The organism is Serratia aquatilis, assembly GCF_044865145.1.
GTDB lineage: Bacteria > Pseudomonadota > Gammaproteobacteria > Enterobacterales > Enterobacteriaceae > Chania > Chania aquatilis.
Window position 1 is genome coordinate 5159859 of the sequence record NZ_CP173186.1, and the last position, 26157, is coordinate 5186015.

Consider the following 26157-nt stretch of genomic DNA (forward strand, 5'->3'; position numbering starts at 1 on the left):
GTGACTTCGGAGTCTAAATTATGAAATCAGTCGTGATCCACACGGAGGGACAAGTGTGCGTTGAAGAACGCCCTGCGCCTTCTCTTCAGGCCGCCGATGAGGTGTTGGTCAGGGTCGCTTATTCCGGTCTGTGTGGCTCAGATATACCGCGAATCTTCGCCCAAGGTGCTCACTTCTACCCCATTACGCTGGGTCATGAATTCAGTGGCCACGTTGTCGCCTATGGCGAGTCGGTGAACGATCTGCAAGAGAATGATGCCGTGGCCTGCGTCCCTCTGCTGCCATGCTTTAATTGCCCAGAGTGCCAGCGACATTACTATTCACTGTGTAAAAACTACCAGTTCATTGGTTCACGCAGCCACGGTGGCAACGCCGAGTTAGTGGTCGTCAAGCGTGCCAATCTGGTGAAATTACCTGTCGATGTCAGCCTGCTGCAAGGTGCTTTCATTGAACCGATCACCGTCGGGCTGCACGCAATCCTGCTGGCAGGCGGGTGCGAAGGGAAAGAGGTGATCGTTATTGGTGCCGGGACTATCGGCCAGTTGGCAATCCAGTGTGCCAAAGCGATGGGAGCAAACAGCGTTACGGCGATCGACATCAATAACGAACGGCTACAGTTGGCCAGTAAGCTCGGGGCAGGGGAAGCCCTTAACAGTGAGGAGCTCAGCCCATCGCAGATCGGTGAACACCTGCAGGAAAGGCGCTTTGACCAGTTGATCCTGGAAACGGCGGGAACACCTGAAACAGTAAGTCTGGCGTTGAATATCGCGGGTCCACGCGCGCAAGTGGCGCTGATCGGTACCCTGCACAGGGATTTACACCTGTCTCACCACACTTTCAGCCAGATCCTGCGTAAAGAACTAACGCTATTAGGCAGTTGGATGAACTATTCAGCCCCGTGGCCCGGCGAGGAGTGGCGACAGGCGATGAAGCTGTTCCAATCGGCGAAACTGGCAATTGAGCCGTTAATTGCCAGCGTTGACCGCCCACAACAATACGCAGCAAGTGTATCCGCTTTGGCTGGTGGCCCGATGCAAGGGAAAATCATGCTTAAACTTACCGAAGACTGATATCGTCCGATGGCTGCCCATGCGCAGCCATTATTCTTGCTTCATTTACCATCCCCCTGATCTTTATGCTCCCCTTTCATATCCCTTTCGCATAAAATAAAAGCAAAACATTTCGATAGGTCAGGCTAATGAATTCTTTTGAAAGGCGAAACAAAATTGTCGACTTGGTTCAGCAAAATGGCAGCATACTGGTCAGCGATCTTTCGAATTCCTTCGGGATCTCTGAAGTTACCATCCGTGCTGACCTACGCCTGCTGGAAGAAAAAGGCTTGCTGATCCGTTTCCATGGTGGGGCCGCCAGACCTGATAGCCAACTGGAGCAGGAAGCCGAGGTTGCGAAAAGCCTGGGCGAAATTATGCTGGAGGAACGCTATCAGTTGGCAGAGGACCCGAAAAAACGTATCGCATTAAAGGCAGCAACCTTGGTAAACCCAGGTGATACGGTGATTTTAGACAGCGGCAGCACGACAATGCTGATTGCCGAAGAACTGGTGAAAATGGGCAATATCACGGTGATCACCAATAATTTACCCGCCGCTTTTGCCCTTTCCGACAATAAAGACATCACACTGGTGCTTTGCGGCGGTACGCTACGCCATAAAACCCGTTCGATGCACGGCTCCGTTGCCGAATTGTCGCTGCAGGGTGTCGCTGGTGATGTTATGTTTGTCGGGGCAGATGGTCTGGATGCCACCAACGGTATCACCACCTTTAATGAGGGTTACTCGATTAGCGGCGTCATGGCACAGGCAGCAAAGCGTGTCGTGGCGGTGGTAGACTCCACAAAGTTTGGCCGTAGGGGGTTTAACCTAGTGCTGCCCATGAACAAGATCGATATCATCATTACCGATACAGGCATCAGCAACAGCGAGCGTCAGGCTCTCGATACTGCAAAGCCTGAGTTGATTATCGTGTAAAGGTTGGCCCTATCACAGTCATAGAAGCAATCTTTGCGACAGCCTCCGGTCAGGCGTTAAACTCTTACTCTTTCGAATCACACAACTCATGGAAAACCCAGATGACGAAACACTACGATTATCTAGCAATTGGCGGCGGCAGCGGCGGTATCGCATCAATCAACCGGGCAGCCATGTACGGCCAGAAATGCGCGTTGATTGAAGCCAAAGAACTGGGTGGTACCTGCGTCAACGTGGGTTGTGTACCGAAAAAAGTCATGTGGCATGCAGCTCAAATCGCCGAGGCGATTCGCCAGTATGGGCCGGACTACGGCTTCGATACCACGGTCAATGCGTTTGACTGGCAGCGATTGATCGCTAACCGTACCGCCTATATTGACCGTATCCATAACTCCTACGACAACGTACTGGGTAAAAACAAAGTTGACGTAATCAAAGGTTTTGCGCGCTTTATTGATGCGCACACCGTGGAGGTTAATGGTGAGCAGATTACCGCCGACCATATTCTGATCGCCACCGGTGGCCGCCCGAGTCATCCCTCCATCCCTGGCGCAGAATACGGTATCGACTCCGATGGTTTCTTCGCGTTGGATGCCATGCCGAAACGCGTGGCAGTGGTTGGCGCCGGTTACATTGCCGTTGAAATTGCCGGTGTGCTGAATGCCCTGGGAGCCGAAACCCATTTGTTCGTGCGTAAACACGCCCCACTGCGTAGCTTTGATCCGATGATTGTAGAAACCCTGGTTGAAGTGATGAATACCGAGGGACCAAGCCTGCACACCGAATCCATTCCCCAAGCCATCGTCAAAAATGCTGACGGTAGCCTAACGTTGCAGTTGGAAAACGGCAAAACCTTCACCGTCGATAGTCTGATCTGGGCGATTGGCCGCGAACCGGCCACCGACAACCTGAATCTGGCCGTTACCGGTGTTAAAACCAATGCCAAAGGCTATATTGAAGTCGATAAATTCCAGAATACCAATGTAAAAGGTATCTATGCCGTGGGTGACAACACCGGCGCGGTTGAACTGACGCCAGTCGCCGTTGCCGCTGGCCGTCGCCTGTCTGAGCGCCTGTTCAACAGCAAACCAGACGAGCACCTGGATTACAGCAATATCGCCACCGTAGTGTTTAGCCACCCGCCGATTGGCACTATCGGCTTGACCGAGCCCCAAGCGAAAGAAAAATTCGGTGAAGATCAGGTGAAGGTTTACAAATCTTCCTTCACTGCCATGTACAGCGCCGTCACTCAGCATCGTCAGCCGTGCCGCATGAAGCTGGTGTGTGTGGGCGAAGAAGAGAAGATCGTCGGTTTGCACGGTATCGGTTTCGGTATGGACGAGATCCTGCAAGGCTTCGCTGTCGCGGTGAAAATGGGCGCAACCAAGAAAGACTTCGACAATACCGTGGCGATCCATCCAACCGCCGCAGAAGAATTTGTCACCATGCGCTGATCAGCGCAGTACCAAATCAGGCCGGGGTTCACACCTTGGCCTTTTTATTGCTGTTTATTCTCTTCATACCTGCAAAAAACGCTGTTTTCTGCCATCCTTTTTGCTATTCACCTCACTTGCTCCATGCGTGCATAGACTCGGAAACAGGAATAGCAATGGATGTATTAACAAAGGATGAAGTGCTCTATCACCAGGGTAGTTTACTGACACGCGACGGGCTAATAGTTGCTTCATGGGATTTGGAACAGCAGGACAGTTTTTCTGGTGAGTATTTCAGCCTGGCAGGCCATCGCGGCATACTCAACGCTTCTGCCTCGCCTTTTCACATTGACTATCACAGTGAGCAAACCGTTCATGTGATTAATGGCATGGGGGTAACACTGGGGGATTCCATCATCGGTCTAACCGCCATTGAAGCGCTGCGGGAACTGAATCCTGCCTCACGCTTTTTTATCTACCGGCCAGGACGTGCACCAAGCTATGTCGACCAGCTTTACCATCTGGCAGCGGGGCTCGTTGCAGAGATGCGCTGGTTGCCCTGGAGAGCCGAAGACATACCCCGGCAGGAATTGTGTATTGATGCAGGCAATCAGTTGTTCTGGCCAGACTTTACCACGATGCCAATGATTGATTTCTTTCTACAGGCGTTGGGCGCGAAGCCTGCCCAGATCCCCGCCGCCGCTAAAGCAAATCGTTGGATGCAAAAACTCTGTCTGCCAGCATTGCCAGAACCTTGGCAAGATAGAAAATACGTGCTGTTTTGTCCCACTGCCAGCACGCCGCTGCGCAGCATCCCTGCAAGTGCCTATGTTCCTTTGGTAAATGCACTGTGGGAGCGATTTGCCTGCCCAGTCCTGGGCTTCGGGGCGGTTGAGCATCCCCACTATGTCAATATTCAACCGCTTTCGGCGAGTACCGGCGATTTTCTGGCTTGGGTAAAACACGCTCACTATGTCCTGACTTCTGACACTGCAGCCGTGCATATTGCAGCCGGTTATGACGTGCCGACAACAGCTTTTTTTACTTCAATTGCCCCAGAATTACGCGTTCGGGATTATCCTTTATGTCAGACCGTCTACTTTGCTATCCCTGAGTTGATTAACGTGCAGGCCAGTGCAAGAAAACAGGACCTCGAGCAGGTGGAGCAGGCATTTAATTCATTGATATTAAAAAAATTACCGTGGGCATGACCCACAAGGAGATCTTCGTGTTGTTAACCATGATGAGAAATATCGCATTCGCTCTGCTTGCAGTTGTTATTGCCCAATCAAGCGCCCTCAGCTTTACCCTGCAGCTCTCAGGTAATATCAAGAACACTACTGATTCAGCAAACAAAACCTATGTCTTTACCGATAAAGACATTTTTGCCATGCCGGTTCATAGCATTACGACTTCGACATCCTGGACACCACGAGAGAAATTCGACGGTGTTTTACTGGCCGATATTTTAGCCAAGGCAGGGGCAAATGGTACTACCATGACGCTTTACGCCCTCAATGATTACTACATTGAAGTACCGATCTCTGACGTGGCTAAATACAATATGATCCTGGCTTACAAAATGGGCGGGAATTTGTTGAAAGTGCGCGACTTCGGGCCGTTATTCCTGATCTATCCACGGGACGCCGGAGGCGCAGAGCTTAATTCTCCACTGTATAACTCGCGCTTTATCTGGCAGATCAACAGGATCGTGATTAAATGAAGTTTGTCCGGTTTAAAAACAGCGGCAGGTTGGCTATTCCAGCGATCTTTGCCGCCTTGTTTCTTCTGGCATCAATCGTCACGCTTTATTACTACAGCGCAACACTGTCCAAAAAAGGGCTCTATGCGGTTACTGGAACGCAGGAGAACTACTCTTGGTCGATAGCAAAGTTTGCCATCAAGCTGGCGGAATTTGAAACCCTGGTGGAACAGCAGAAAAATGCCGAGCCAGCGGATATCGACAACTTGAGAATGAGATTCGATATTCTTTATTCGCGCTATTCGGTTCTCGCCCGCCCTTCTGAGTCAACTTTGCCATTGTACCAAGAGCCGGGTTATCCTGAGATCGTTGAGCGCTTACGTCATGAAATTGATAATTTAGATCAATTGGTAAATAACCCTAAGGTAGATCTGGGTCTTATCTCGCAAGCAATGCAGCAAGTCAAACCGGCTGCAATCATGATGGCTAATCTGGCAGACCATGCCGAAGTGAAGCAACGCACCGGTGCCTACGAAGACTTTATCGAGAAAAGGCGCATTATTTTTTATGGCCTGGTTATCATCATGTTCTCGGTAATCAGTCTGATAGCGATCACGTTGATCGTGATCCGGCAGCAGCGCCAAACCATCAGCCAACAATCGAAAGCGATTAACGCTGAGCAAAAAGCCATCCGCACCAAAAACGCCTTCCTCGGCGCTATCGGCCACGAACTGCGTACCTCGCTGCAAAGTATTATGTCTGCGATTGATGTATTGACTAATACTCGAGTTTCAAATGAACACCGAGATACTTTTCACCGGTTGGAAACCGCTGCCGAGCAGATAGAAAACCAGATGAAGGATCTCACCGACTACGCTCGTCTGGACAGTGGGATGATGGAATTACGCATCGTGCCATTTAACGCGCAACAGGTGATTGACGAAACGGCAGATGAAATCATCATGCTGGCCCATAAAGCTGGTGTCAAACTGGTTCGCGAGGTGGAATTCACCTATGCGCTGGTCTATTCCGATCCGCAGCGGCTGCGGCAAATCGTGGCCAACCTGCTGACAAATGCCTTTAAATACACGGAAAGCGGGACAATTACGCTGCACAGCTGCCTGCGAATTCAACCTGCAGGCAACTCGCTAATCATTGAAGTCACGGATACCGGTATCGGCATTGACAAAGCTCTGCTACCCCAGATTTTCGAGCCGTTCACACAATTGGATCAGTCAAATACCCGGCAGTACGGCGGTGTTGGTATGGGATTGGCGATCGTTCATGGGTTGGTAGAATTGCTTAACGGGACTATCACGGTACAAAGTGAGCTCGGTAAAGGCAGCACCTTTATTGTTAATATTCCGGTAGAAATCAGTGAAGAGCAAATGCGGCATAAACCCCTACAGCCGGAATCCTCGCAGCTAAAAAAAGAACAGCATATTCTGATAGTCGATGACAATCACGCGGCCGGGCATGCCTTTGTCGACTTGCTCGATAAGCTCGGTTATCAGCATGAATTGTGCGACTCCTCCGAGCGCGCATTACAGAAACTTTTACGTCGCCCCTACGACGCATTGCTGCTCGATCTGCAGATGCCCGGTATTGATGGCGCAGCGGTAGCGAGAAATTTGCGCAGTAGACGCGGGCCGAACCGCAATATCCCGATTATCGGCATCAGTGCCTCCACGCCAGAACTTATTCCAAGCGAACAACGAGACATGTTCGATGACTATCTGATGAAACCGGTACGCATTGAGGCACTTTCAGCCTCATTGACCAACCTGTTTGCCGCTAAAGATTAAAACAGCGCTGCAACGCGGCTTCAATAACATGGAGCCGCACCGGTTTTTCATAAGGACCTAGAACATCGTAATCGCGCATCGCTCTGGCAATTTCAGACTCACGCAAGTAGGTACCCAATTGCCCGGTCAGAACTAACACTGGCGCATCAGGATGTTCAGAAGCACGAATGGTCTCAATACACTTCTGCGCGGTTTCCTGCCCAATCAGCCAATCTACAACGTATCCATCAAAGGGGCACTTGTTCAGCGCCTGACAGAAACTGCTGACGTCATAGAAAGCCACGGCATTAAAACCCTGACTATTGAGATACTTTGTCAGTTCATCGGCTGCCTGGTGGGCATCATCTAATACAGCAATACTCAGGCGTTCATCGTCGAGGTGGCTAGGGCGGATCTCGATCAGCTCAACACTGAAGCGCCTACCTGGCGGTGCTTCATCGGCACGATAGATTGTCCACACCCCGTCTTGTTGCAACCCGACAAACTCTGTCTGCCTTCCGCTCAACAGCTCATGACCAATGTGCCCAGTACAAGGTAGTTTTATGCCAGCAACCGAAAAGATGGCATTCTGCGCCATAGTTTGCATGTGAGTATCAGCTTCGTGGGGGAAATCGACAATGACAGCAGGGTTTTCCCCTAAAGCGACGGCCACACGATTGATTTGCTCAAGTGTCCACGGGCTTTGCCCCTTCAGCTTGCGGTGCGCGTGCGAAAAACTCAGATCCAAAACACGGCTGAGCTCTTTAGCATGCTGACGCTTGCCGATCCCATGATGCAAAAATAGCTCTCTAACTTTGCCTGCAATCGACTGCGAATCGAATTTTTGATTATTGTTACACATTTTATCCTTCGATCTTTTCGCTGATTAATCAGTTGCTTTGAAGCACTCTTGTGTATGAACGTTAGCTAAAACTTGCATATTATGCAAACTTAACCTAATAGCTTGCTTGACACGCCACCTTTTATGGTCAAACATGGTACACGAAGCAACATATTATAAAAACGATACTAGACCTATAAATTGATAATAACCATAACAACACCAGGGAATTTTTTAGTCGGCTGCATCATCTGAATAAGTACGATATGTTCAGAAAACGTTGCAAACCGTGCGAATTTAGCCGTAGTGCTACTAGTTTTACCCATTATTGAGCCGGAAACCGTAAGGGATCCGGTTTTTTATTGCAGATAGGAAACCTCGCACCGTAATTTATCCTTACCCTATTGTCTTGGGTTTCAAGGTAACAAATCAGGGTTGAACGTTCGCATCTTCTTCTGCCTGCCGGATGATGGCCTTTGCCACCCACTGCGTCACATCCTGAATATTCTCGAGTTCCAAACCCCAAATATCTTTCAGTACCAGAAACACTTCAGAGCCATAAATCAGCGAGAAAGAATGGATCACGCGTTGTAAGGCTTCTGGCGTCAGTTTGTTCTGTAGAGGCTCAACAGCCAACTGCAACAATCGCTTACGGTTGCCACGTACAAATTTTTCGCCTGGCGTCGCTTGTGCCCATTGCTGTAGTGAAAGTTGCAACGCCGCACGTAAAGCGCCCTCGTGTTGTTCCATTTGCGGATAGGCAAATGCCAACAGCTCGCTTATCCGCTTTAAGGCATCATTATCCTGCGGTTGCCATTCAAGGATCGGTCCTAGGCTTTCCGCCACAACAGCGGTGATCAATGCACTCTGGGTGGGAAAATAACGATAAGCAGTGGCACGAGAAACTTGCGCATGCGCCGCTAACTCAGTAATAGAGGGAAAAACTCCGCTATCATAGAGTTCCATTGCGCTGGTAAGCAACAAATGACGGGTTCTAGCCCGCGTATGTGTTAATGACTCATCTTGGGGTGTGGGAAATGCAGTTATTGTCACGTCAACCTCGATATCCTCGCATCATCCTCCCCCGGAACAGATACGATAAAAGCCTAGCCAGTAGAATGCATCCCACCGATAGCAAAATCAGAACCAAAAATGAGACACAGGTTACACATTAATAAAATTTATACTTGCATAAATGATACTAGCGTCTCATTATGTGCATATAATAAACATGTTTAGTTTATTGTCCGACACCAGGGTTCCAAAATTCAAATAATAATTAGCATTATACTCTAAATAATTCGAGTTGTATGAAGGCTGTAAGTTCGGAACCTCATGAATGAGGTTCCTTGCCTCCAAGTTCACAGATCGCTCTGTTACTGGCAGTAGCGGCTTGAAATATGAAGAGTCTATAGCTAAATCTTCCTAGCAATTATTCTAACCTTTTTCCAGGTCAGGCCCCAACTTTGTCAAAACGATGGGAGCTGAGATATGCCTAAAATTCAAGCGCTGATGTTGCTTTTTGCTCTTTCTTAGCGGGGAGAGGAACGGCGGCGGCACCACGGACAGTTAAGGGACACAGCCTAAGGTCTGTAACCAAGGTACTCATTGCAATTTACGTTGCCTACAGGTTGGCGACAGACAGTGATTTGGCACCTTCGGGTAACGGTATGCGGTTTGGAAAGGGTAGGTGGAATTTTATTCCCAAAGACAATTAATAATAAATTTGCATGGCGTAAAATGAGTGTACTCTAAATAATTCGAGTTGCATGACAAAAACGCAATGCGTTTTTGAACAGCGCTTGCGCTGGCCCCGCAGGGGCGAGGCCCAGATTGGGCCGAGTAACGCGGCAACGCAGTGAATCCCTAGGAGCTTACTCAAGTAAGTGATTAGGGTGAGCGAGGAAAGCCAACACACATGCAACTTGAAGTATGACGAGTATAAAGCCGGATTAGCTATCCGGCTTTATATTTTAACAGAAATGTCAATTACTGAGCAGTTGGCTGTTGTCCCTTCATTTTATTCATATGCTCCATCATTTTCTGTTCGCGCTTGAGATAATTCTCATTGTATTGTTTCTTCTGTTCCGGTGTCAGCAGGTTATACATTTTGTTTTCAGCTTTGACGCGCTCAAGCATACGTTCGGATTGTGCTTTAGCGATCGCCTCAATCTGTTCTTTTGCCTTGGCATCGTCGAAGCTGTCAGAAGCTACCATGTGATGCAATGCCTGGCGCTCATCCTTTACCCCCTGGCCTCTGTTTTGACGCGACTCTTTCATGATATCGCGCATCTGTTGGCGTTGCTGGTCCGTAAGATTCAGACCGGCAAATGGACCACCTTTGTCTTGGCCTTTATGGTGCATCATTTTCATCGGAGCGCCATTGGTTGCAGGCGCTGTTGTTGGGGCGGCTTCAGGGCTAGTTGTAGCGTCTGCAGCAAAAACGGCAAATGATGAACTCAAGGCTAAAGCGGAAACAGCAAATAAAGTGGTCAGTTTACGCATGATTATTTCCTTAATAATTACTCTTGATCAGAAGCTCTGTACATTAACAGGCTCATTGTGCGGTCTGGAACAATAGTATGCGTCTGAACATATAGTAATGCGATGGAGTGTAAATTTTTCAAAATCAAAAATGCCGCTATTGAGCAATTATGAATAAATCATGGAGAAGGTGTTGGATATTTGGAAATTTGCATTGAGGATAATAATGAACTAGTCATTAGTTGCCTTATCGTCCGTAGTCTAATTTATCAGCAATAGCAACCTTTGACCAACCAGATTAAAAATAGATTTTCGCGCCGTTTGCAGTTCTCTTTTACACTCTATAGCGACGCTGTTAGCGCAAAAGTCGCCTATCAAAGTGAATCATTATCTATATAATGGCAATGGCTGGCAAAAGGCGTTTTACCCGCAGGTAAGACATCTTTGACGCTAAGCCTTCGTGCACGACCGCCCTGTTTGTTGAGGAATGATCATGTCCGCAGACCAAGGCCCTACGCTGCTTAACACTCATTTTGGTACCTGCAGCCCATACTGGCATCTGGCGTTCGACAGCAACGCCCTGGAGTTGACAGCAGTCAAGGGTAAAACTCATGTTGCAGTAGCGCTTAGCGAAATGCAGGCGGCAAAAATCCGCCGGTTGAGTGGGATCACCGCCAGTCTGGACCTCACGATCCAACTCGGAGGCCAACCCATCCATCTGCATCTGGTTGGCCGACGAGTTAACAAATTTAAATGGGCAGGAACCGCTTCCGCTTATACCGACACCGAAGCCGTAGCTCGCGATCTGGTTCACGGCCTGTCATTTGCCGAACAGGTAGTGTCAGAAGCCAACTCCGTGATTGTGATTGTTGACCAGCACGGCCGCGTTCAACGCTTTAACCGCCTCAGCGAAGAGTACACGGGTTTACAGGAACAGGACGTGATCGGCAAAAACGTCTTCCAGATGTTTATGAGCGCTGAAGAAGCCGCCGCCTCCCGCCGTAATATTGCCGGTTTCTTTCGTAATGGTTCCTCCTACGAGGTGGAACGTTGGATAAAAACGGTAAAAGGTGAGCGATTATTCCTGTTCCGTAATAAATTCGTCCATAGCGGTAGTGGCAAAAAAGAGGTTTTCCTCATCTGCTCAGGTACGGATATTACTGAAGAACGCCGCGCGCAGGAACGCCTGCGGGTGCTGGCCAATACCGATGTGATTACCGGCCTGCCGAACCGTAACGCCATTCAGGATGTGATCAATCAGGCAATCAGCGAACGAGGCGAAAACAGCGTCGGGTTGGTTTATCTTGACCTCGATAACTTCAAGAAAGTGAACGACGCCTACGGTCATATGTTTGGTGACCGCTTACTGATTGAGGTTTCACATGCCATTCGCGGTTGTCTCAACCAGGGGGATACGCTGGCACGTCTTGGTGGAGACGAGTTTCTGGTATTGGTATCTCATGCCGACCGCATCATGTTGCAGGATTTGGCCCAACGTATTATTGATCGTCTGAAAACCCCATTCCGCATTGGCCTGATCGAAGTCTATACCGGCTGTTCTATCGGTATAGCGCTATGCCCAGAACATGGCGACGATATTGATAGCCTGATCCGCTGTGCCGATACCGCTATGTATGTCGCCAAGGAACAGGGTAAACGCACCTATATTGTGTTTTCGACGGAAATGAATCGGCGCGTTGCCGAGTACATGTGGTTAGATACCAACCTGCGCAAAGGGCTTGAGCAGCATCAACTGGTGGTATACTACCAACCCAAGGTCAGCACGCACAATGGTGCCATAAACAGCGTCGAGGCTTTGGTTCGCTGGGACTCACCGGAACGGGGGCTGATCCCGCCGTTGCAGTTTATCTCATATGCTGAAGAGTCCGGGCTTATCATCCCGCTTGGCCGCTGGGTGCTGCAAACCGCAGCCAGACAGGCCGCAAAATGGCAACAGCAGGGTCTGAATATTCGCGTGGCGGTCAATCTTTCAGTTCGTCAGTTAGTCGATGATAGTATCGTCGATGACCTTACAGAAGTGCTTAAGGAAAATCAGCTCATCCCCTGTATGCTGGATTTTGAACTGACAGAAAGTAGCCTGATAGAGGATGAAAAGCGGACGCGAGAAGTCATTTCCCGATTAAGAGCATTGGGAGCACAGGTACATCTTGACGACTTTGGTACTGGTTACTCTTCCCTGGCGCAACTGGCACGTATCCCACTGGATGCGATCAAACTGGATCAGAGCTTTGTGCGTGGGGTCAATATGGCCCCGGTATCGCAATCATTGATACGCGCCATCGTCGCGACTGCAGAAGCCCTGCAGTTCAGAGTGATTGCCGAAGGCGTAGAAACGGAGAGTGAAAACCAGTTCCTGGATAGTGTGGGAGTTGATGAGAAGCAGGGTTTCCTGTTTGCCCAGCCAATGCTACCGGAACAATTGGAACATTGGCTGCAATCATATCGCCCGCGCTTACCGTCACGGTGAGGCGGGCGGGGTCAATGGTTAGCCAGCGCGGCTCAGGTTAAGCGCATGTCTATCCTGCAGTATCACCAGCCGTTCAATATACAGGCGATCTTTCTCCTCAATGGTAAAGGCCGAGTGTACCCAATCTTCAGTAATGTCCATCAGTTCCGAACGCGTCAATTGCAATACCCGCTGACGGGCACGCAACATGGCCCGCATACCGTTTAATTTCGGCCTGATGGTATCGATGAAGGTGCGGGTGGCCATATAGGCATCCCCTGGCTGGAACAGATGATCAACCAGTCCACGGCTTTCGAACCATTCAGCGGTGTGAGATTCACCACTCCAAATCAGTTCTTCTGCCAAGTGCATACCTGCCCTGCGAGCCACCAAAGAGTAGCCGCCCATTCCGGGGAACAGATTAAAGGCAATTTCGGGGAACCCCATGCGCACATTGTTCTGTGCCAGGACAAAATGGTGCGCCAGCGCAGCCTCAAAACCGCCGCCCAATGCACTGCCCTCCACCATGGCAATGCTGATTGCGCCAGTATCAAAACCACGGGCGGCCGCATGTACACAGTCAATGCAGGCGCGGGCGTAAGCCATCATCGCTTCACGTTTACGGTTTTTGATTGCCTCAGCAAAAAAGCTCAGATCGCCGCCGACATTAAATATGTTTTGCACCAGAGAGCCGGTGACCCAAAAATCGAACTGCAATGTCGACTCTTTGGCTGCCTGCGCCAACGTCATGATGTCTTCAATCAATGCCTGATTGAAACAAGGGCGAGGTTCGGCGCGTAACAGCATCCACATGATATGACGGTCCTCCTCATAATAAGCGGAAAGTTGTGACAAATTGCCCGCTTCGGTAAATGGGCGGCAAGTTGGGTGATTGAATAATTTCATAGGACCTTCCATTTTATCTATTGATAATAGGTGGTAACTGTTCCAGCCCATACGGCTGCAATAGGCGCAGACAGCTTGAACAACACCGCGCCATAAGATGAGTAAAACCCTTCCTGGCAGTTAAATAGATAAAAATTGAAAGTATTCAGGAGAAAAGAATATGCATGGTGAATAATACAGGATGAAATGACTTGATTTTCCGACCGCTGATCATGAATTTCACTCGGTTGCCGTTAAGGTCAAAGTCATAATGCTTCTTTAACTGTCAAGCCTTGACTCTGGTGGCCAGAGCAAAGGTACATTTGGCTATAATCAAAAACATACTAGGCTGTGTCCCTTAACTGTCCGTGGTGCCGTCGCAGACCCAAAAGCCCGTTATCAAGGCGGAGGGTGAAGGGCAGAGTGGGTCTCTGTTCAAGCCCGACTTTACTTCGAACGGGCTTTTGGGGCGCGACCCTTCGGGCTGGGGCCATTTGCGCGCAGTTAAGGGACACAGCCTAAGCCAAGGAAATCATGAAGTAATGCCTACTGAATCTGATAAAAACACTCAACGATCACAACACGGGGCCAAAGAGCCGTCTCTTGTCACGCTTAAAACAGGCCATCCAAAGCTGGATAATGGGCTCTCCACATTTTCTCGCTGGGTGCAATATGTCAAATCCTGGCCAAGCATTGCCCATTGGCTGCGCGCTACTGAGCGGTTTAACGATCGCCTGGGTAGCCAGTTTGGGGCCGCCATTACCTATTTCTCCTTTCTTTCGCTGATCCCTATTCTGATGGTCTCGTTTGCCGCAGTAGGCTTTGTACTGGCCTCAAACCCGGATCTGCTGGCTGAACTGATCAATAAAATCGTCAACAGCATCAGCGATCCCACCCTGGCCGCTACGTTAAAAAACAGCGTGAACACGGCAGTTCAGCAGCGTACTACCGTCGGCCTGACCGGTTTGGCTTTGGCACTTTATTCCGGAATCAGTTGGATGGGAAACCTGCGAGAAGCGATCAGAGCCCAATCACGGGATGTCTGGGAACGTAATCCGCAAGATCAGGAAAAAATCTATTTCAGATACACACGCGATTTTATTTCGTTGATCGGCCTGGTCATCGCACTGATCATCACGCTGTCGCTGACTTCTATTGCCGGTTCGGCCCAAGCTGCCATTGTGAAGGCATTGGGGCTGGATGGCATCGAATGGCTTCGCCCTGCGATGACCTTGATCGCTCTATCTATTTCCATCTTCGCCAACTACCTGCTGTTTTTGTGGATTTTCTGGATGTTGCCACGCCATAAACCAAAGAAAAAAGCGCTGCTACGCGGTACGCTACTCGCCGCTATCGGTTTCGAAGTGATAAAGTTTGTGATGACCATGACGCTGCCGCAACTCGCAAGATCCCCGTCCGGCGCTGCGTTTGGCTCCGTGATTGGCCTGATGGCGTTCTTCTACTTCTTTGCTCGGCTGACGTTGTTTTGTGCCGCATGGATTGCGACAGCGCAGTACAAGGAGGATAAAACTTGACCTTAGGTTACGAGCCTATCCCATTAGGCGTTATTGGCGCAGGCAGTTTGGACACGGACAGCGCGTAGAAACCGCAGCGTACACACAGTACGTGAGGATTTTGAGCACTGCTCAGGTTCAAAATGACCAGTGAAATAGCCCTAATGGCCTAGGCTCTAAGTGGTTCCCCATCGTATGCAGTGCATTCATGCCAGCCATAGCATTATGACTGGTTTTTTATTCCAATAAAAAACCAAATAGTCAGCATATAACTTCATGAAATAGATAGCCGGGTGGCGAAAACCAGCATAAGAAACTGCACAATATCTTTATTTCCTCCTTTTACAGTCTTTATGTCTACATATTTATCATTTAGCCACGCTTAAAACCGCAAAAAACAGCCGAACTATAACATTAATCTTTTTAACAGCTTAAGCGCCAAATTGTACAAAACCTCGTCATTGAAAAGGTGTTTTGCTATGACTAAGATGGCTTTTTTTAACATCCCACACATAAGAAATAACTATGCAAGCCTCCATCGCAACCCCCTTAGACGCCGAAACGGCGTCTACCCCGGTCAACTCCCGGAGCAAGGTCATTGTCGCCTCTCTGGTCGGCACTGCCATCGAATTTTTTGATTTCTATATTTACGCCACCGCAGCGGTGATCGTGTTTCCCCATATCTTCTTCCCGCAAGGCGATCCAGCCGCCGCCACGCTACAATCTTTGGCTACTTTCGCCATTGCCTTTGTCGCACGGCCAATCGGTTCAGCGCTCTTTGGTCACTTTGGCGATCGTGTTGGGCGTAAAGTCACGCTGGTGGCCTCGCTGTTGACCATGGGGATCTCCACCGTATTGATCGGGCTACTGCCAAGTTATGAAACTATTGGCATCTTTGCTCCTATCCTGCTGGCACTGGCGCGGTTCGGTCAGGGGCTGGGATTGGGTGGTGAATGGGGTGGCGCAGCTCTGCTGGCAACCGAGAATGCCCCCGCGAACAAACGAGCGCTGTACGGATCATTCCCCCAGTTAGGTGCGCCGATTGGTTTTTTCTTCGCCAATGGCACTTTCCTGCTGCTTTCCTGGTTGCTGACGGACCAGCAGTTTATGACCTGGGGTTGGCGCGTGCCGTTTATCCTCTCAGCTGCGCTGGTTCTGGTTGGCCTGTACGTTCGTATTTCACTGCATGAAACCCCGGTGTTTGCCAAGATAGCCAAAGCGGGCAAGCAGGTGAAGATCCCGCTAGGTACTTTGTTGAGCAAGCACATGAAAGCCACTATTCTGGGCACTTTCATCATGTTGGCTACTTACACGCTGTTTTACCTGATGACCGTTTACTCCATGACCTTTGGGACGACTCCAGAACCCCTAGGGCTAGGTTATTCACGTAACAGTTTCCTCTGGATGCTGATGGTAGCGGTTATTGGCTTTGGTGTGATGGTACCGATTGCGGGTTTGCTGGCCGATGCGTTTGGCCGCCGCAAAACCATGATTGTGATTACGATACTGATGATCGCCTTTGCTTTCTTGTTCCCTAGCATGCTGGGTTCAGGCAACCAGGTCTTGGTTATGGCATTCCTGCTGCTGGGGCTAAGCATTATGGGCCTGACCTTTGGCCCGATGGGAGCCTTGCTGCCAGAGCTATTCCCGACCGAAGTGCGTTATACCGGGGCTTCGTTCTCGTATAACGTGGCTTCGATTTTGGGTGCTTCTGTCGCCCCCTACATTGCAACCTGGTTAGCTAACAATTATGGCTTGTTCTACGTAGGCATGTATCTGGCAGCCATGGCCAGCCTAACGCTGATTGCATTATTGTTGATGAAAGAAACCCGCCACAAGTCACTTTAAGCTGCATCTTTTACGGCCCCTATCTTGGGGCCGTTTGTCGCGATAATAAAACCCGGCTATGCTGTTTGGCATATTCATAAGTGTGGAACACGCTCATGCCATTGCGCCATTGGCTTTTTTTATCTGCTGCGGTACTTGTGGCTGCCGCCAGTGCTCTCTATTTCTGGCTGAAACCCGCTCACCCGGACGCACTATGGCACATCGTCAGCCAGCAGTGTTTACCAAACCAACGGCAAAACCACAATCCGGCCCCCTGCGCTCAAGTAGACGAGCAGGCAGGATTTGTGGTGCTAAAAGACCGTAACGGGCCTTTGCAGTATCTGTTGATGCCAAGTACAAAAATCTCCGGGATTGAAAGCCCACAGGTTTTACAGTCTGACACGGCAAACTTCTTCGCATTGGCTTGGCAAGCACGGCATTTTATGGCGGATAAATACGGCAAACCGATCGAGGATGCCAATATCTCGCTAGCTATCAACTCTGAGTATGGCCGCACACAAAATCAGCTGCATATTCATATTTCCTGCCTGCGGCCAGCAGTAAAAAACAAACTGGCGCAGTTAAATGTGGATTTCAGCGAGCAATGGCAACAGTTGCCCGGCGATCTAATGGATAAAGCCTATCTGTTCCGCCGCGTAACCACCAGCGAGCTACAACAGCAAGGGGCGTTCCGCTTGTTGGCGCAAGGTGTCGACGGCGCTCGTGAAAATATGGGTAGTTATGGCATGGCAATGACCGCGTTGCCTGGGGGTGATTTCCTGCTATTAGCCACCAAACGCAATTTCTTACAGTTGAATATGGCCTCAGCAGAAGAACTCCAGGATCACAACTGTCAGGTCCTGCAGTAATATATTTCAGCTTTCGGTAACAGCCTATGTATCAATAACAAAGGAAAGTAAAATGCCTTACGTCAATATCAAAATTACCCGTGAAGGGGCTACCGCAGAACAGAAAAAACAGTTGATCGCTGGTGTAACTCAACTGTTGGTTGACACGCTAGGTAAAAATCCGGCCACAACCGTGGTAGTGATCGATGAAGTAGAAACCGATAACTGGGGCATCGGCGGTAAATGTGTCACCGATCTACGGGCGTCAGCCAAATAGCTTTCCCTCATCAATAATCGGGAAGCAGTAGGTTTCCCGATCTCGATCATAAAATAATTAAAACGTCGTTTTATTTATATTGACTCAATTCTCCCTTGCGTTGAGACTGGATATATTTCGCATCAACCCTATTTATTCATTGTTCAGCCGGGGATTATCATGAATCGTAAAAACCTTGCCGTGATCGGCGAATGTATGATCGAACTGTCGCAGAAAGGCGCAGACCTCAGCCGCGGATTCGGCGGCGACACTCTGAATACCGCAGTCTATATTGCTCGCCAAGTGCCTGAGCAGGAACTGAGCGTGCATTATGTCACCGCACTGGGCACCGACAGTTTCAGCCGGGAAATGCTTCAAACCTGGCAGCAGGAACAGGTGAAAACCGATCTGACTCAGCAATTGGAAAACAAACTGCCAGGGTTGTATGTGATCGAAACCGACGAAACCGGCGAGCGAACCTTCTATTACTGGCGTAATGATGCCGCAGCCCGTTACTGGCTGGATAGCCCGCAGGCAGAGAGCCTGTGCGCGCAGCTGGCACAGTTTGATTACATTTATCTGAGTGGCATCAGCGTTGCTATCCTTAACCCCTCAAGCAGGGAGAAGCTGCTGAACTTGCTGCGCCAATGCCGTGCTCACGGTGGCAAGGTGATTTTCGACAATAACTACCGTCCACGACTGTGGCAAAACCGTGACGAAACCCAGCAAGCCTACCGTGATATCCTTTCATGCACCGATATTGCCTTCCTCACGCTGGATGACGAAGATTTACTGTGGGGTAAACAGCCCGTTGAGCAGGTCGTTAACCGCACACGGGATTTTGGTGTCAGTGAGATCGTGATTAAGCGTGGGGCAGACTCCTGCCTGGTATTCAGTGCAGATGGGGCAATCCACGACGTGCCCGCCGTCAAATTGCCCAAAGAGAAAGTGATCGATACCACGGCAGCAGGCGATTCATTCAGCGCAGGCTATCTGGCTGTGCGCCTGACCGGCGGTGACGAAACCAGTGCGGCTAAACGCGGCCACCTGACCGCCAGTACGGTGATCCAATACCGTGGTGCCATCATCCCACGAGACGCGATGCCGAAGTAATCCAACGCTGATAAAAGCAAAAGGCCAGCGGCAATGCTGGCCTTTTTATTGGGCTCGATAGGGCAATTTCGTACCCTATCGATTTCAAGTTGCAGGTAGACTGCAACTTGAAGGACTAAGAGTATTTAGCCTGCAACCGCGATGCGTTTCATATCGGTCATATAGCCACGCAGCTTGCGGCCAACAGATTCGATTGGGTGGTTACGCACCGCTTCATTCACATCGCGCAGTTGCGCGTTGTCAACAGTGGTTCCTGCAACGGACTTACCCAGATCGCCAGCCTGCAGCGTAGTCATGAACTCTTTCAGCAGCGGTACTGCAGCATAAGAGAACAGATAGTTACCGTATTCGGCGGTATCAGAAATAACCACGTTCATTTCATACAGACGCTTACGCGCAATGGTGTTTGCAATCAGCGGCAGCTCGTGCAGAGATTCGTAATATGCAGACTCTTCGATAATGCCGGAATCCACCATGGTTTCGAACGCCAGCTCAACGCCCGCTTTCACCATCGCGACCATCAGAACGCCGTTGTCGAAGTATTCCTGCTCGCTGATTTTCCCTGCGAACTGTGGTGCATTTTCAAAGGCAGTTTTACCGGTCTCTTCACGCCAGGTCAGCAATTTCACATCGTCTGCTGCCCAGTCTGCCATCATACCGCTGGAGAATTCGCCAGAGATGATGTCGTCCATGTGTTTTTGGAACAGCGGAGCCATGATGCCTTTCAATTGCTCAGACAGAGCGTATGCACGCAGCTTCGCTGGATTGGACAGGCGATCCATCATCAGGGTGATCCCACCCTGCTTCAGTGCTTCAGTGATAGTTTCCCAGCCAAACTGAATCAGTTTCTCTGCGTAAGCGGCATCGGTACCTTCAGATACCAGTTTGTCGAAGCACAGCAAAGAACCGGCCTGTAACATACCGCACAGAATGGTTTGCTCGCCCATCAGGTCAGATTTCACTTCTGCTACGAAAGAAGACTCCAGTACACCCGCACGGTGGCCACCGGTGGCGGCTGCCCACGCCTTGGCGATCGCCATACCTTCACCTTTTGGATCGTTTTCCGGGTGAACAGCGATCAGCGTCGGTACACCAAAACCGCGTTTGTATTCTTCACGTACTTCGGTACCTGGGCACTTAGGCGCAACCATCACCACGGTGATGTCTTTACGGATCTGCTCGCCGACTTCAACAATGTTAAAGCCATGGGAGTACCCCAGCGCTGCACCATCTTTCATCAACGGCTGGACGGCGCGAACAACGGAGGTATGCTGCTTGTCCGGCGTCAGGTTAACAACCAGATCGGCCTGTGGGATCAGCTCTTCGTAAGTACCTACCTTGAAACCGTTCTCGGTTGCTTTACGCCATGAAGCACGTTTCTCATCAATGGCTTCTTTGCGCAATGCATAGGCAATATCCAAGCCAGAGTCGCGCATATTCAGACCCTGGTTTAAACCCTGCGCACCACAGCCGACAATCACCACTTTTTTCCCTTTCAGGTAACCGGCTTCATCTGCAAACTCGTCACGCGCCATGAAACGGCACTTACCCAATTGCGCCAACTGCTGACGCAGGTTTAATGTGTTGAAATAGTTAGCCATGGTGGTACTCCAGTAAGATGTTATGTCTAGCAAAATTATTTTCACCCCGCCCTGTCTGTGCGGGATCCGTTGAACTCAATGTATAACAGGAATTGCGTTGCTTAAATTGATATATTACGAATGTGATATTGCAATTTATGCAACACTTCGCTGCGAGCGTACTAATATGGATTTGCGTGATCTCAAACTGTTCCTGCATCTTGCTGAAAGCCATCACTTTGGCCGCACTGCCAAAGCCATGCACGTCAGCCCTTCGACGCTTTCCCGCCAGATCCAACGGCTCGAAGAAATTCTTGGGCAACCGCTGTTTCTGCGCGATAACCGCACCGTACAACTCACCGATGCCGGTGAACAACTGAAAGTCTTCGCTCAACAAACGCTGCTGCAATATCAGCAGTTGAAGCATGCGCTTGGTCAACATGGGCCATCTCTTAGCGGCGAGCTGCGCCTGTTCTGCTCGGTTACCGCCGCTTACAGCCATCTGCCGCCGATCCTCGACCGTTTCCGCGCCCAGCATCCGTTGGTGGAAATCAAACTGACTACGGGCGATGCTGCCGATGCGGTAGACAAGGTGCAGTCCAATGAGGCCGATCTCGGTATCGCCGGTAGGCCGGAAACACTACCCAACAGCGTGGCTTTCACCCAGATCGGTGAGATCCCATTGGTGCTGATTGCTCCTGCCCTACCATGTGCGGTGCGTACCCAGGCTTTTGCCGAACAACCCGACTGGGCCAATATGCCATTTATTCTGCCGGAGCATGGCCCATCTCGAAAACGCATCGAGTTATGGTTCCGCCGCCAGCGCATCACTAACCCGTTAATCTACGCCACGGTCAGCGGGCATGAAGCGATCGTCTCAATGGTAGCCTTGGGCTGCGGCATCGCACTGATCCCCAGCGTAGTGGTAGACAACAGCCCGGAGCCGGTACGTAACCGCATCTGCCAATTGGAGAATATTTCCATGGTCGAGCCATTTGAACTGGGCGTATGCGTGCAGAAAAAACGCCTCAACGAACCGCTGATCGAGGCATTCTGGCATTTACTATGAACGAAATGCCATTTCGTTATGAACTCCATTAACTCATTCATTAAAAACTGAAAATACCCTATGGATTTCGAGTCACAGCTAGGCGGCCAGCGTGCTCATCCCCAGTCACTTACTTAAGTAAGTGACTGGGGTGAGTAAGCGCAGCCAACAACGCTGTGGTTTGAAAGACGACGGGTATTCATAAATCTTGCGGGTCAACCTGCTTCATCGCCTCAACCTGCATCAACCAGTGGTAAAGCGGTTCCAACTGCTGAAAGCTCTGGGCCAACAAGGTTACCAGATTGGCACTGAAGAGTTTTTCCACTTCACTGTCGGTAACCATTACCGCAAAGGATTTGCGGTTGTACCAGGTGGCAATATCTGCCGCCTGTTCCTTCACCAACGGGCGCTTGTAGCTCTCGCCCACCAGTTCGAACGGCGCACGGCAGCAAGCCGCAATCTCTAAAAACTGATGTGGCCTGTGCTGCAGGGTATGGCGAAATAAATCCATCGTGGCCTTGTTTGCGCTGTAATACCCCAGGCCATAGCGCAGCATGTCTGGCCCCAGTTCAAAGAAGTACACCGGCGCATCTTTCCAATCCTTGCTTGGCCGCTTGAAGGTTAACCACATGCGGCTGCGGTAACGAGATTTATCATGCGAAAATCGCGTGTCGCGATGAATACGCGACAGCGTTTTGCCGATTGCCGGGCGAGTCTCGAACTGTGGATCAATCGTTAGCATCACCGGGCTCAGCGCATCCACCAGCGAACGAAAAGGCGTTAACAACTCACGGTCATACACCGCACGATTGGCGTCAAACCACGCTTTGTCGTTCTCGATCCGTACCTGCTGAAGAAAATTCAACCCTTTCTGACTGAAGCCGGAACACTGACTCACGATACGCTGTCCTTTTCGCTGCGTTCATCCCTGCAAGAAGAAACGGAATGCCGGGTTATTGGTTTCATCATGGCAATCATAACCTAGCGCGGTAAGGTGCTGCTCAAACTCGGGTTCGGTCTGCGAAAGCTCAAAGCCCGCCAGTACGCGGCCAAAGTCGGTGCCGTGACTGCGGTAATGGAACAGGGAAATATTCCAGTGAGTGCCCAGCGTTTGCAGGAACTTGAGCAATGCCCCCGGCGACTCTGGGAATTCAAAGCTATACAGCCGCTCCCGTAACGGTTTAGAAGGCCGCCCGCCGACCATATAGCGCACGTGAAGTTTCGCCATCTCGTCGTCAGACAGATCCACCACCTGATAACCACCGTTGTTCAATTGATCGATGATTTCCAACCGTTCGGTATGGCCTCTACTCAGACGCACGCCAACAAAGATGCAGGCGCTGTCCGCATCCGCATAACGGTAGTTAAACTCGGTTACCGACCGCCCGCCCAGCAATTGGCAGAACTTCAGGAAGCTGCCCTTCTGTTCCGGTATGGTCACCGCCAGCAGCGCTTCCCGTTGTTCCCCCAATTCACAGCGTTCGGAAACATAACGCAAACCGTGGAAATTCACATTCGCACCGGAAAGGATATGTGCCAACCTTTCGCCACGGATGTTGTGCTGCTGCACATATTTCTTCAACCCCGCCAGCGCCAATGCACCTGAAGGCTCAGCAATAGCACGTACATCTTCGAATAGGTCTTTCACCGCGGCGCAAATCGCGTCACTATCCACAGTGATTACGTCATCCAGATACTCGCGGCACAGGCGGAAGGTTTCGTCACCAATGCGTTTCACCGCCACACCTTCGGCAAACAGCCCAACGCGAGCCAGATCGACAGGGTGCCCGGCATCCAACGCGGCACGCAGACAAGCCGAATCTTCGGCTTCTACACCAATCACTTTGATTTGCGGCATCAGTTGCTTGATCAGTACCGCCACCCCTGCCGCCAGACCACCACCCCCGACCGGAACAAAAACGCGATCCAGATGTGCATCCTGCTGTAACAGTTCCATCGCCAGCGTACCCTGCCCGGCAATCACCGCTGGATGATCAAACGGTGGTACAAAAGTCATGCCCTGTTGCCGTGAAAGTTCGATTGCCTTGGCCTTGGCTTCGTCGAAGTTTGCACCGTGCAGCAACACCTCACCGCCAAAACCGCGCACTGCGTCTATTTTGATATCCGCAGTAGACACCGGCATCACGATCAGGGTTTTGATCCCCAACCGGTTGCCGGAAAGCGCCACGCCTTGTGCATGATTACCGGCTGAAGCGGTGATTACGCCACGTGCTTTCTGCTCTTCATCCAGGCTGGCGATCATCGCGTAAGCACCGCGCAGTTTGAAGCTGTGAACCGGCTGACGATCTTCGCGTTTCACCAGGATCGTATTGCCGAGACGCGAAGAGATCTTGTCCATCGCCTCTAACGGGGTGACCTGAGCCACCTCGTAAACCGGCGAGCGGAGCACCGCTCGCAAATATTCCGCGCCACAGGGGGCGTCGGGTAGGGGTTGCGATACTGCCATTATGCTTAGCCTCCCAGCTTGCTCTTGTCGCGCACCGCGCCTTTATCGGCACTGGTCGCCAATGTGGCATAGGCACGCAGCGCGTAAGATACCTGACGCTCACGCGCTTTCGGCGTCCATGCAGCGTCTCCACGAGCCAATTCCGCTTCACGACGCGCAGCCAATACACTCTCTGGCACATCCAGCACCATACTGCGCTTAGGGATATCGATATCGATCATATCGCCTTCTTCGATCAGCGCTATCAGACCACCGCTAGCCGCTTCAGGAGAAACGTGGCCAATCGACAGACCAGAAGTACCACCAGAGAAGCGACCATCGGTGATCAATGCACAGGCCTTACCCAACCCCATTGATTTCAGATAAGTAGTTGGATACAGCATTTCCTGCATGCCTGGCCCACCTTTTGGCCCTTCGTAACGGATCACCACTACGTCGCCTGCCACCACTTTGCCACCCAGGATCGCCTCAACGGCCGTATCCTGGCTCTCGTAAACTTTCGCAGGCCCACGGAAGGTCAGGTTATCTTTATCAACACCGGCGGTTTTGACGATGCTGCCATCTTCTGCCATGTTGCCGTACAGCACCGCCAGGCCACCTTCAAGGCTGAAGGCATTTTCCAAAGATCGGATACAGCCTTCGGCGCGGTCGTTGTCCAAAGAGTCCCAACGGCAATCCTGTGAGAATGCCTGCGTGGTGCGGATCCCTGCTGGACCGGCGCGGAACATCTTTTTCACCGCCTCGTCGTTGGTCAGCATGATGTCGTATTTTTCCAACGTCTCGGTCAGTTTCATCCCCAGGATGTTGTCAACGTTGCGATTCATCAAACCGGCGCGATCCAGCTCACCAAGAATAGCCAGCACGCCACCAGCACGGTGTACGTCTTCCATATGGTATTTCTGGGTGCTTGGCGCCACTTTACACAGGTGCGGGACCTTGCGGGAAAGACGGTCAATATCCGCCATGGTGAAGTCGACTTCACCTTCCTGCGCCGCCGCCAGTAGGTGAAGAACGGTGTTGGTTGAACCGCCCATCGCAATATCCAGCGTCATGGCATTTTCAAATGCAGCCTTGTTGGCGATGTTGCGTGGCAGCGCACTTTCATCATCCTGCTCATAGTAACGCTTGGTGAGCTCAACAATGCGTTTCCCGGCATTCAGGAACAGGTCTTTACGATCGGCATGGGTTGCCAGCAATGAACCATTGCCCGGTTGTGACAAGCCCAAGGCTTCTGTCAGGCAGTTCATTGAGTTGGCAGTAAACATGCCAGAACAAGAACCGCAGGTCGGGCAGGCGGAACGTTCGATCTGCGCACTGTCAGCGTCGCTGACGTTAGGGTTCGCCCCCTGGATCATCGCGTCGATCAGGTCCAGTTTGATGATTTTATCGGAAAGCTTGGTTTTACCCGCTTCCATTGGACCACCGGAAACAAAGATCACCGGGATATTCAGGCGCAATGACGCCATCAGCATCCCTGGGGTGATTTTGTCGCAGTTAGAAATACAAACCATCGCATCGGCACAGTGAGCATTCACCATGTATTCTACCGAGTCGGCGATCAGTTCGCGTGACGGCAGGGAATAGAGCATACCGCCGTGGCCCATGGCGATACCGTCATCCACCGCAATAGTATTGAACTCTTTGGCAACGCCGCCGGAGGCTTCTATCTGTTCTGCAACCAACTTGCCCAGATCGCGCAGGTGCACGTGGCCCGGAACGAACTGGGTAAAGGAGTTGACCACCGCAATAATCGGTTTGCCGAAATCGTCGTCGGTCATCCCGGTTGCGCGCCATAATGCGCGGGCACCCGCCATATTGCGGCCATGTGTAGTGGTGGCGGAACGGTACTTAGGCATGCTCTTTTTACTCCAAATATAGTCATTTTGCAGGTGGTGAACGAACCGCCCGCTTGTACGTGTCT

The 26157-nt window shown here is 50.8% G+C and carries 21 protein-coding genes; 13 read left to right on the forward strand and 8 right to left on the reverse strand.

Annotated elements, in window-relative coordinates:
- Positions 1-20 precede the first annotated feature (20 nt).
- The 6 genes from gatD to SAQUA_RS23480 all read left to right on the forward strand — a co-directional run bounded on the left by gatD (position 21) and on the right by SAQUA_RS23480 (position 6927).
- A complete protein-coding gene (gene gatD / locus SAQUA_RS23455) occupies positions 21-1070 on the forward strand; it encodes a galactitol-1-phosphate 5-dehydrogenase (RefSeq protein WP_380678657.1) in 1050 nt (349 codons plus the stop codon).
- 128 nt (positions 1071-1198) lie between these two features.
- Positions 1199-1987: a DeoR/GlpR family DNA-binding transcription regulator gene (locus SAQUA_RS23460; protein WP_380678659.1), complete on the forward strand. Its 789-nt coding sequence runs from the start codon at positions 1199-1201 to the stop codon at positions 1985-1987.
- A 101-nt stretch (positions 1988-2088) separates the two neighbouring features.
- Positions 2089-3441, forward strand: coding sequence for a glutathione-disulfide reductase (gorA, locus tag SAQUA_RS23465; protein WP_380678661.1), 1353 nt, complete (start codon positions 2089-2091; stop codon positions 3439-3441).
- Between the two features lie 155 nt (positions 3442-3596).
- Positions 3597-4631, forward strand: coding sequence for a glycosyltransferase family 9 protein (locus SAQUA_RS23470; protein WP_380678663.1), 1035 nt, complete (start codon positions 3597-3599; stop codon positions 4629-4631).
- 29 nt (positions 4632-4660) lie between these two features.
- On the forward strand, positions 4661-5143 hold the full coding sequence (locus SAQUA_RS23475; RefSeq protein WP_380678714.1) for a molybdopterin-dependent oxidoreductase: 483 nt from the start codon (positions 4661-4663) through the stop codon (positions 5141-5143).
- On the forward strand, positions 5140-6927 hold the full coding sequence (locus SAQUA_RS23480; protein WP_380678665.1) for a hybrid sensor histidine kinase/response regulator: 1788 nt from the start codon (positions 5140-5142) through the stop codon (positions 6925-6927). The genes SAQUA_RS23475 and SAQUA_RS23480 overlap by 4 nt, the downstream gene beginning before the upstream one ends.
- Here the strand turns inward: SAQUA_RS23480 and SAQUA_RS23485 are convergent.
- From SAQUA_RS23485 to spy, 3 genes are all read right to left on the reverse strand, one after another.
- Complete coding sequence (locus tag SAQUA_RS23485; protein ID WP_380678667.1) at positions 6917-7768, reverse strand: helix-turn-helix domain-containing protein; 852 nt, start codon at positions 7766-7768, stop codon at positions 6917-6919. The genes SAQUA_RS23480 and SAQUA_RS23485 overlap by 11 nt on opposite strands.
- Before the next feature lie 408 nt (positions 7769-8176).
- Entirely contained in the window at positions 8177-8713 is a 537-nt protein-coding gene (locus SAQUA_RS23490; RefSeq protein ID WP_380678669.1) for a TetR/AcrR family transcriptional regulator, read from the reverse strand.
- 1023 nt (positions 8714-9736) lie between these two features.
- Positions 9737-10252, reverse strand: a complete 516-nt coding sequence (gene spy, locus SAQUA_RS23495) for an ATP-independent periplasmic protein-refolding chaperone Spy (protein ID WP_380678671.1) — start codon at positions 10250-10252, stop codon at positions 9737-9739.
- A gap of 472 nt (positions 10253-10724) precedes the next feature.
- Between spy and pdeR the strand changes: the two genes are divergently transcribed.
- On the forward strand, positions 10725-12719 hold the full coding sequence (gene pdeR, locus SAQUA_RS23500) for a cyclic di-GMP phosphodiesterase (RefSeq protein ID WP_380678673.1): 1995 nt from the start codon (positions 10725-10727) through the stop codon (positions 12717-12719).
- A gap of 18 nt (positions 12720-12737) precedes the next feature.
- Here pdeR and SAQUA_RS23505 read toward each other — a convergent pair whose 3' ends face one another.
- The gene (locus tag SAQUA_RS23505) at positions 12738-13604 is read right to left on the reverse strand and encodes a crotonase/enoyl-CoA hydratase family protein (RefSeq protein ID WP_380678675.1); all 867 of its coding nucleotides are present in this window, start codon (positions 13602-13604) and stop codon (positions 12738-12740) included.
- A gap of 521 nt (positions 13605-14125) precedes the next feature.
- Between SAQUA_RS23505 and yhjD the strand changes: the two genes are divergently transcribed.
- From yhjD to SAQUA_RS23530, 5 genes are all read left to right on the forward strand, one after another.
- Complete coding sequence (gene yhjD, locus SAQUA_RS23510) at positions 14126-15118, forward strand: inner membrane protein YhjD (protein ID WP_380678677.1); 993 nt, start codon at positions 14126-14128, stop codon at positions 15116-15118.
- Positions 15119-15622: 504 nt separating this feature from the next.
- The gene (locus SAQUA_RS23515) at positions 15623-16945 is read left to right on the forward strand and encodes an MFS transporter (RefSeq protein ID WP_380678679.1); all 1323 of its coding nucleotides are present in this window, start codon (positions 15623-15625) and stop codon (positions 16943-16945) included.
- Between the two features lie 95 nt (positions 16946-17040).
- Positions 17041-17793 carry a CDP-diacylglycerol diphosphatase gene (locus SAQUA_RS23520; RefSeq protein WP_380678681.1) on the forward strand — a complete coding sequence of 251 codons (753 nt, stop codon included), beginning with the start codon at positions 17041-17043 and terminating at the stop codon, positions 17791-17793.
- 52 nt (positions 17794-17845) lie between these two features.
- Complete coding sequence (locus SAQUA_RS23525; protein WP_404413110.1) at positions 17846-18049, forward strand: 2-hydroxymuconate tautomerase family protein; 204 nt, start codon at positions 17846-17848, stop codon at positions 18047-18049.
- A gap of 159 nt (positions 18050-18208) precedes the next feature.
- Positions 18209-19141 (forward strand): sugar kinase, encoded by a 933-nt coding sequence (locus SAQUA_RS23530; protein ID WP_380678683.1) that lies wholly within the window; start codon positions 18209-18211, stop codon positions 19139-19141.
- A 125-nt stretch (positions 19142-19266) separates the two neighbouring features.
- On the opposite strand, the gene ilvC is transcribed toward SAQUA_RS23530, so the two are convergent.
- On the reverse strand, positions 19267-20742 hold the full coding sequence (ilvC, locus tag SAQUA_RS23535; protein WP_380678685.1) for a ketol-acid reductoisomerase: 1476 nt from the start codon (positions 20740-20742) through the stop codon (positions 19267-19269).
- A 166-nt stretch (positions 20743-20908) separates the two neighbouring features.
- Here ilvC and ilvY point away from each other — a divergent pair, with 166 nt between their 5' ends.
- Positions 20909-21790: an HTH-type transcriptional activator IlvY gene (gene ilvY, locus SAQUA_RS23540; protein ID WP_380678687.1), complete on the forward strand. Its 882-nt coding sequence runs from the start codon at positions 20909-20911 to the stop codon at positions 21788-21790.
- Between the two features lie 178 nt (positions 21791-21968).
- On the opposite strand, the gene SAQUA_RS23545 is transcribed toward ilvY, so the two are convergent.
- Genes SAQUA_RS23545 through ilvD form a run of 3 tightly spaced genes read right to left on the reverse strand, consistent with a single transcriptional unit; the run spans position 21969 to position 26092 of the window.
- On the reverse strand, positions 21969-22667 hold the full coding sequence (locus SAQUA_RS23545) for a DUF2461 domain-containing protein (RefSeq protein WP_380678689.1): 699 nt from the start codon (positions 22665-22667) through the stop codon (positions 21969-21971).
- Positions 22668-22691: 24 nt separating this feature from the next.
- Complete coding sequence (ilvA, locus tag SAQUA_RS23550) at positions 22692-24236, reverse strand: threonine ammonia-lyase, biosynthetic (RefSeq protein WP_380678691.1); 1545 nt, start codon at positions 24234-24236, stop codon at positions 22692-22694.
- Between the two features lie 5 nt (positions 24237-24241).
- Entirely contained in the window at positions 24242-26092 is a 1851-nt protein-coding gene (gene ilvD / locus SAQUA_RS23555; protein ID WP_380678693.1) for a dihydroxy-acid dehydratase, read from the reverse strand.
- Between the last annotated feature and the right edge of the window lie 65 nt (positions 26093-26157).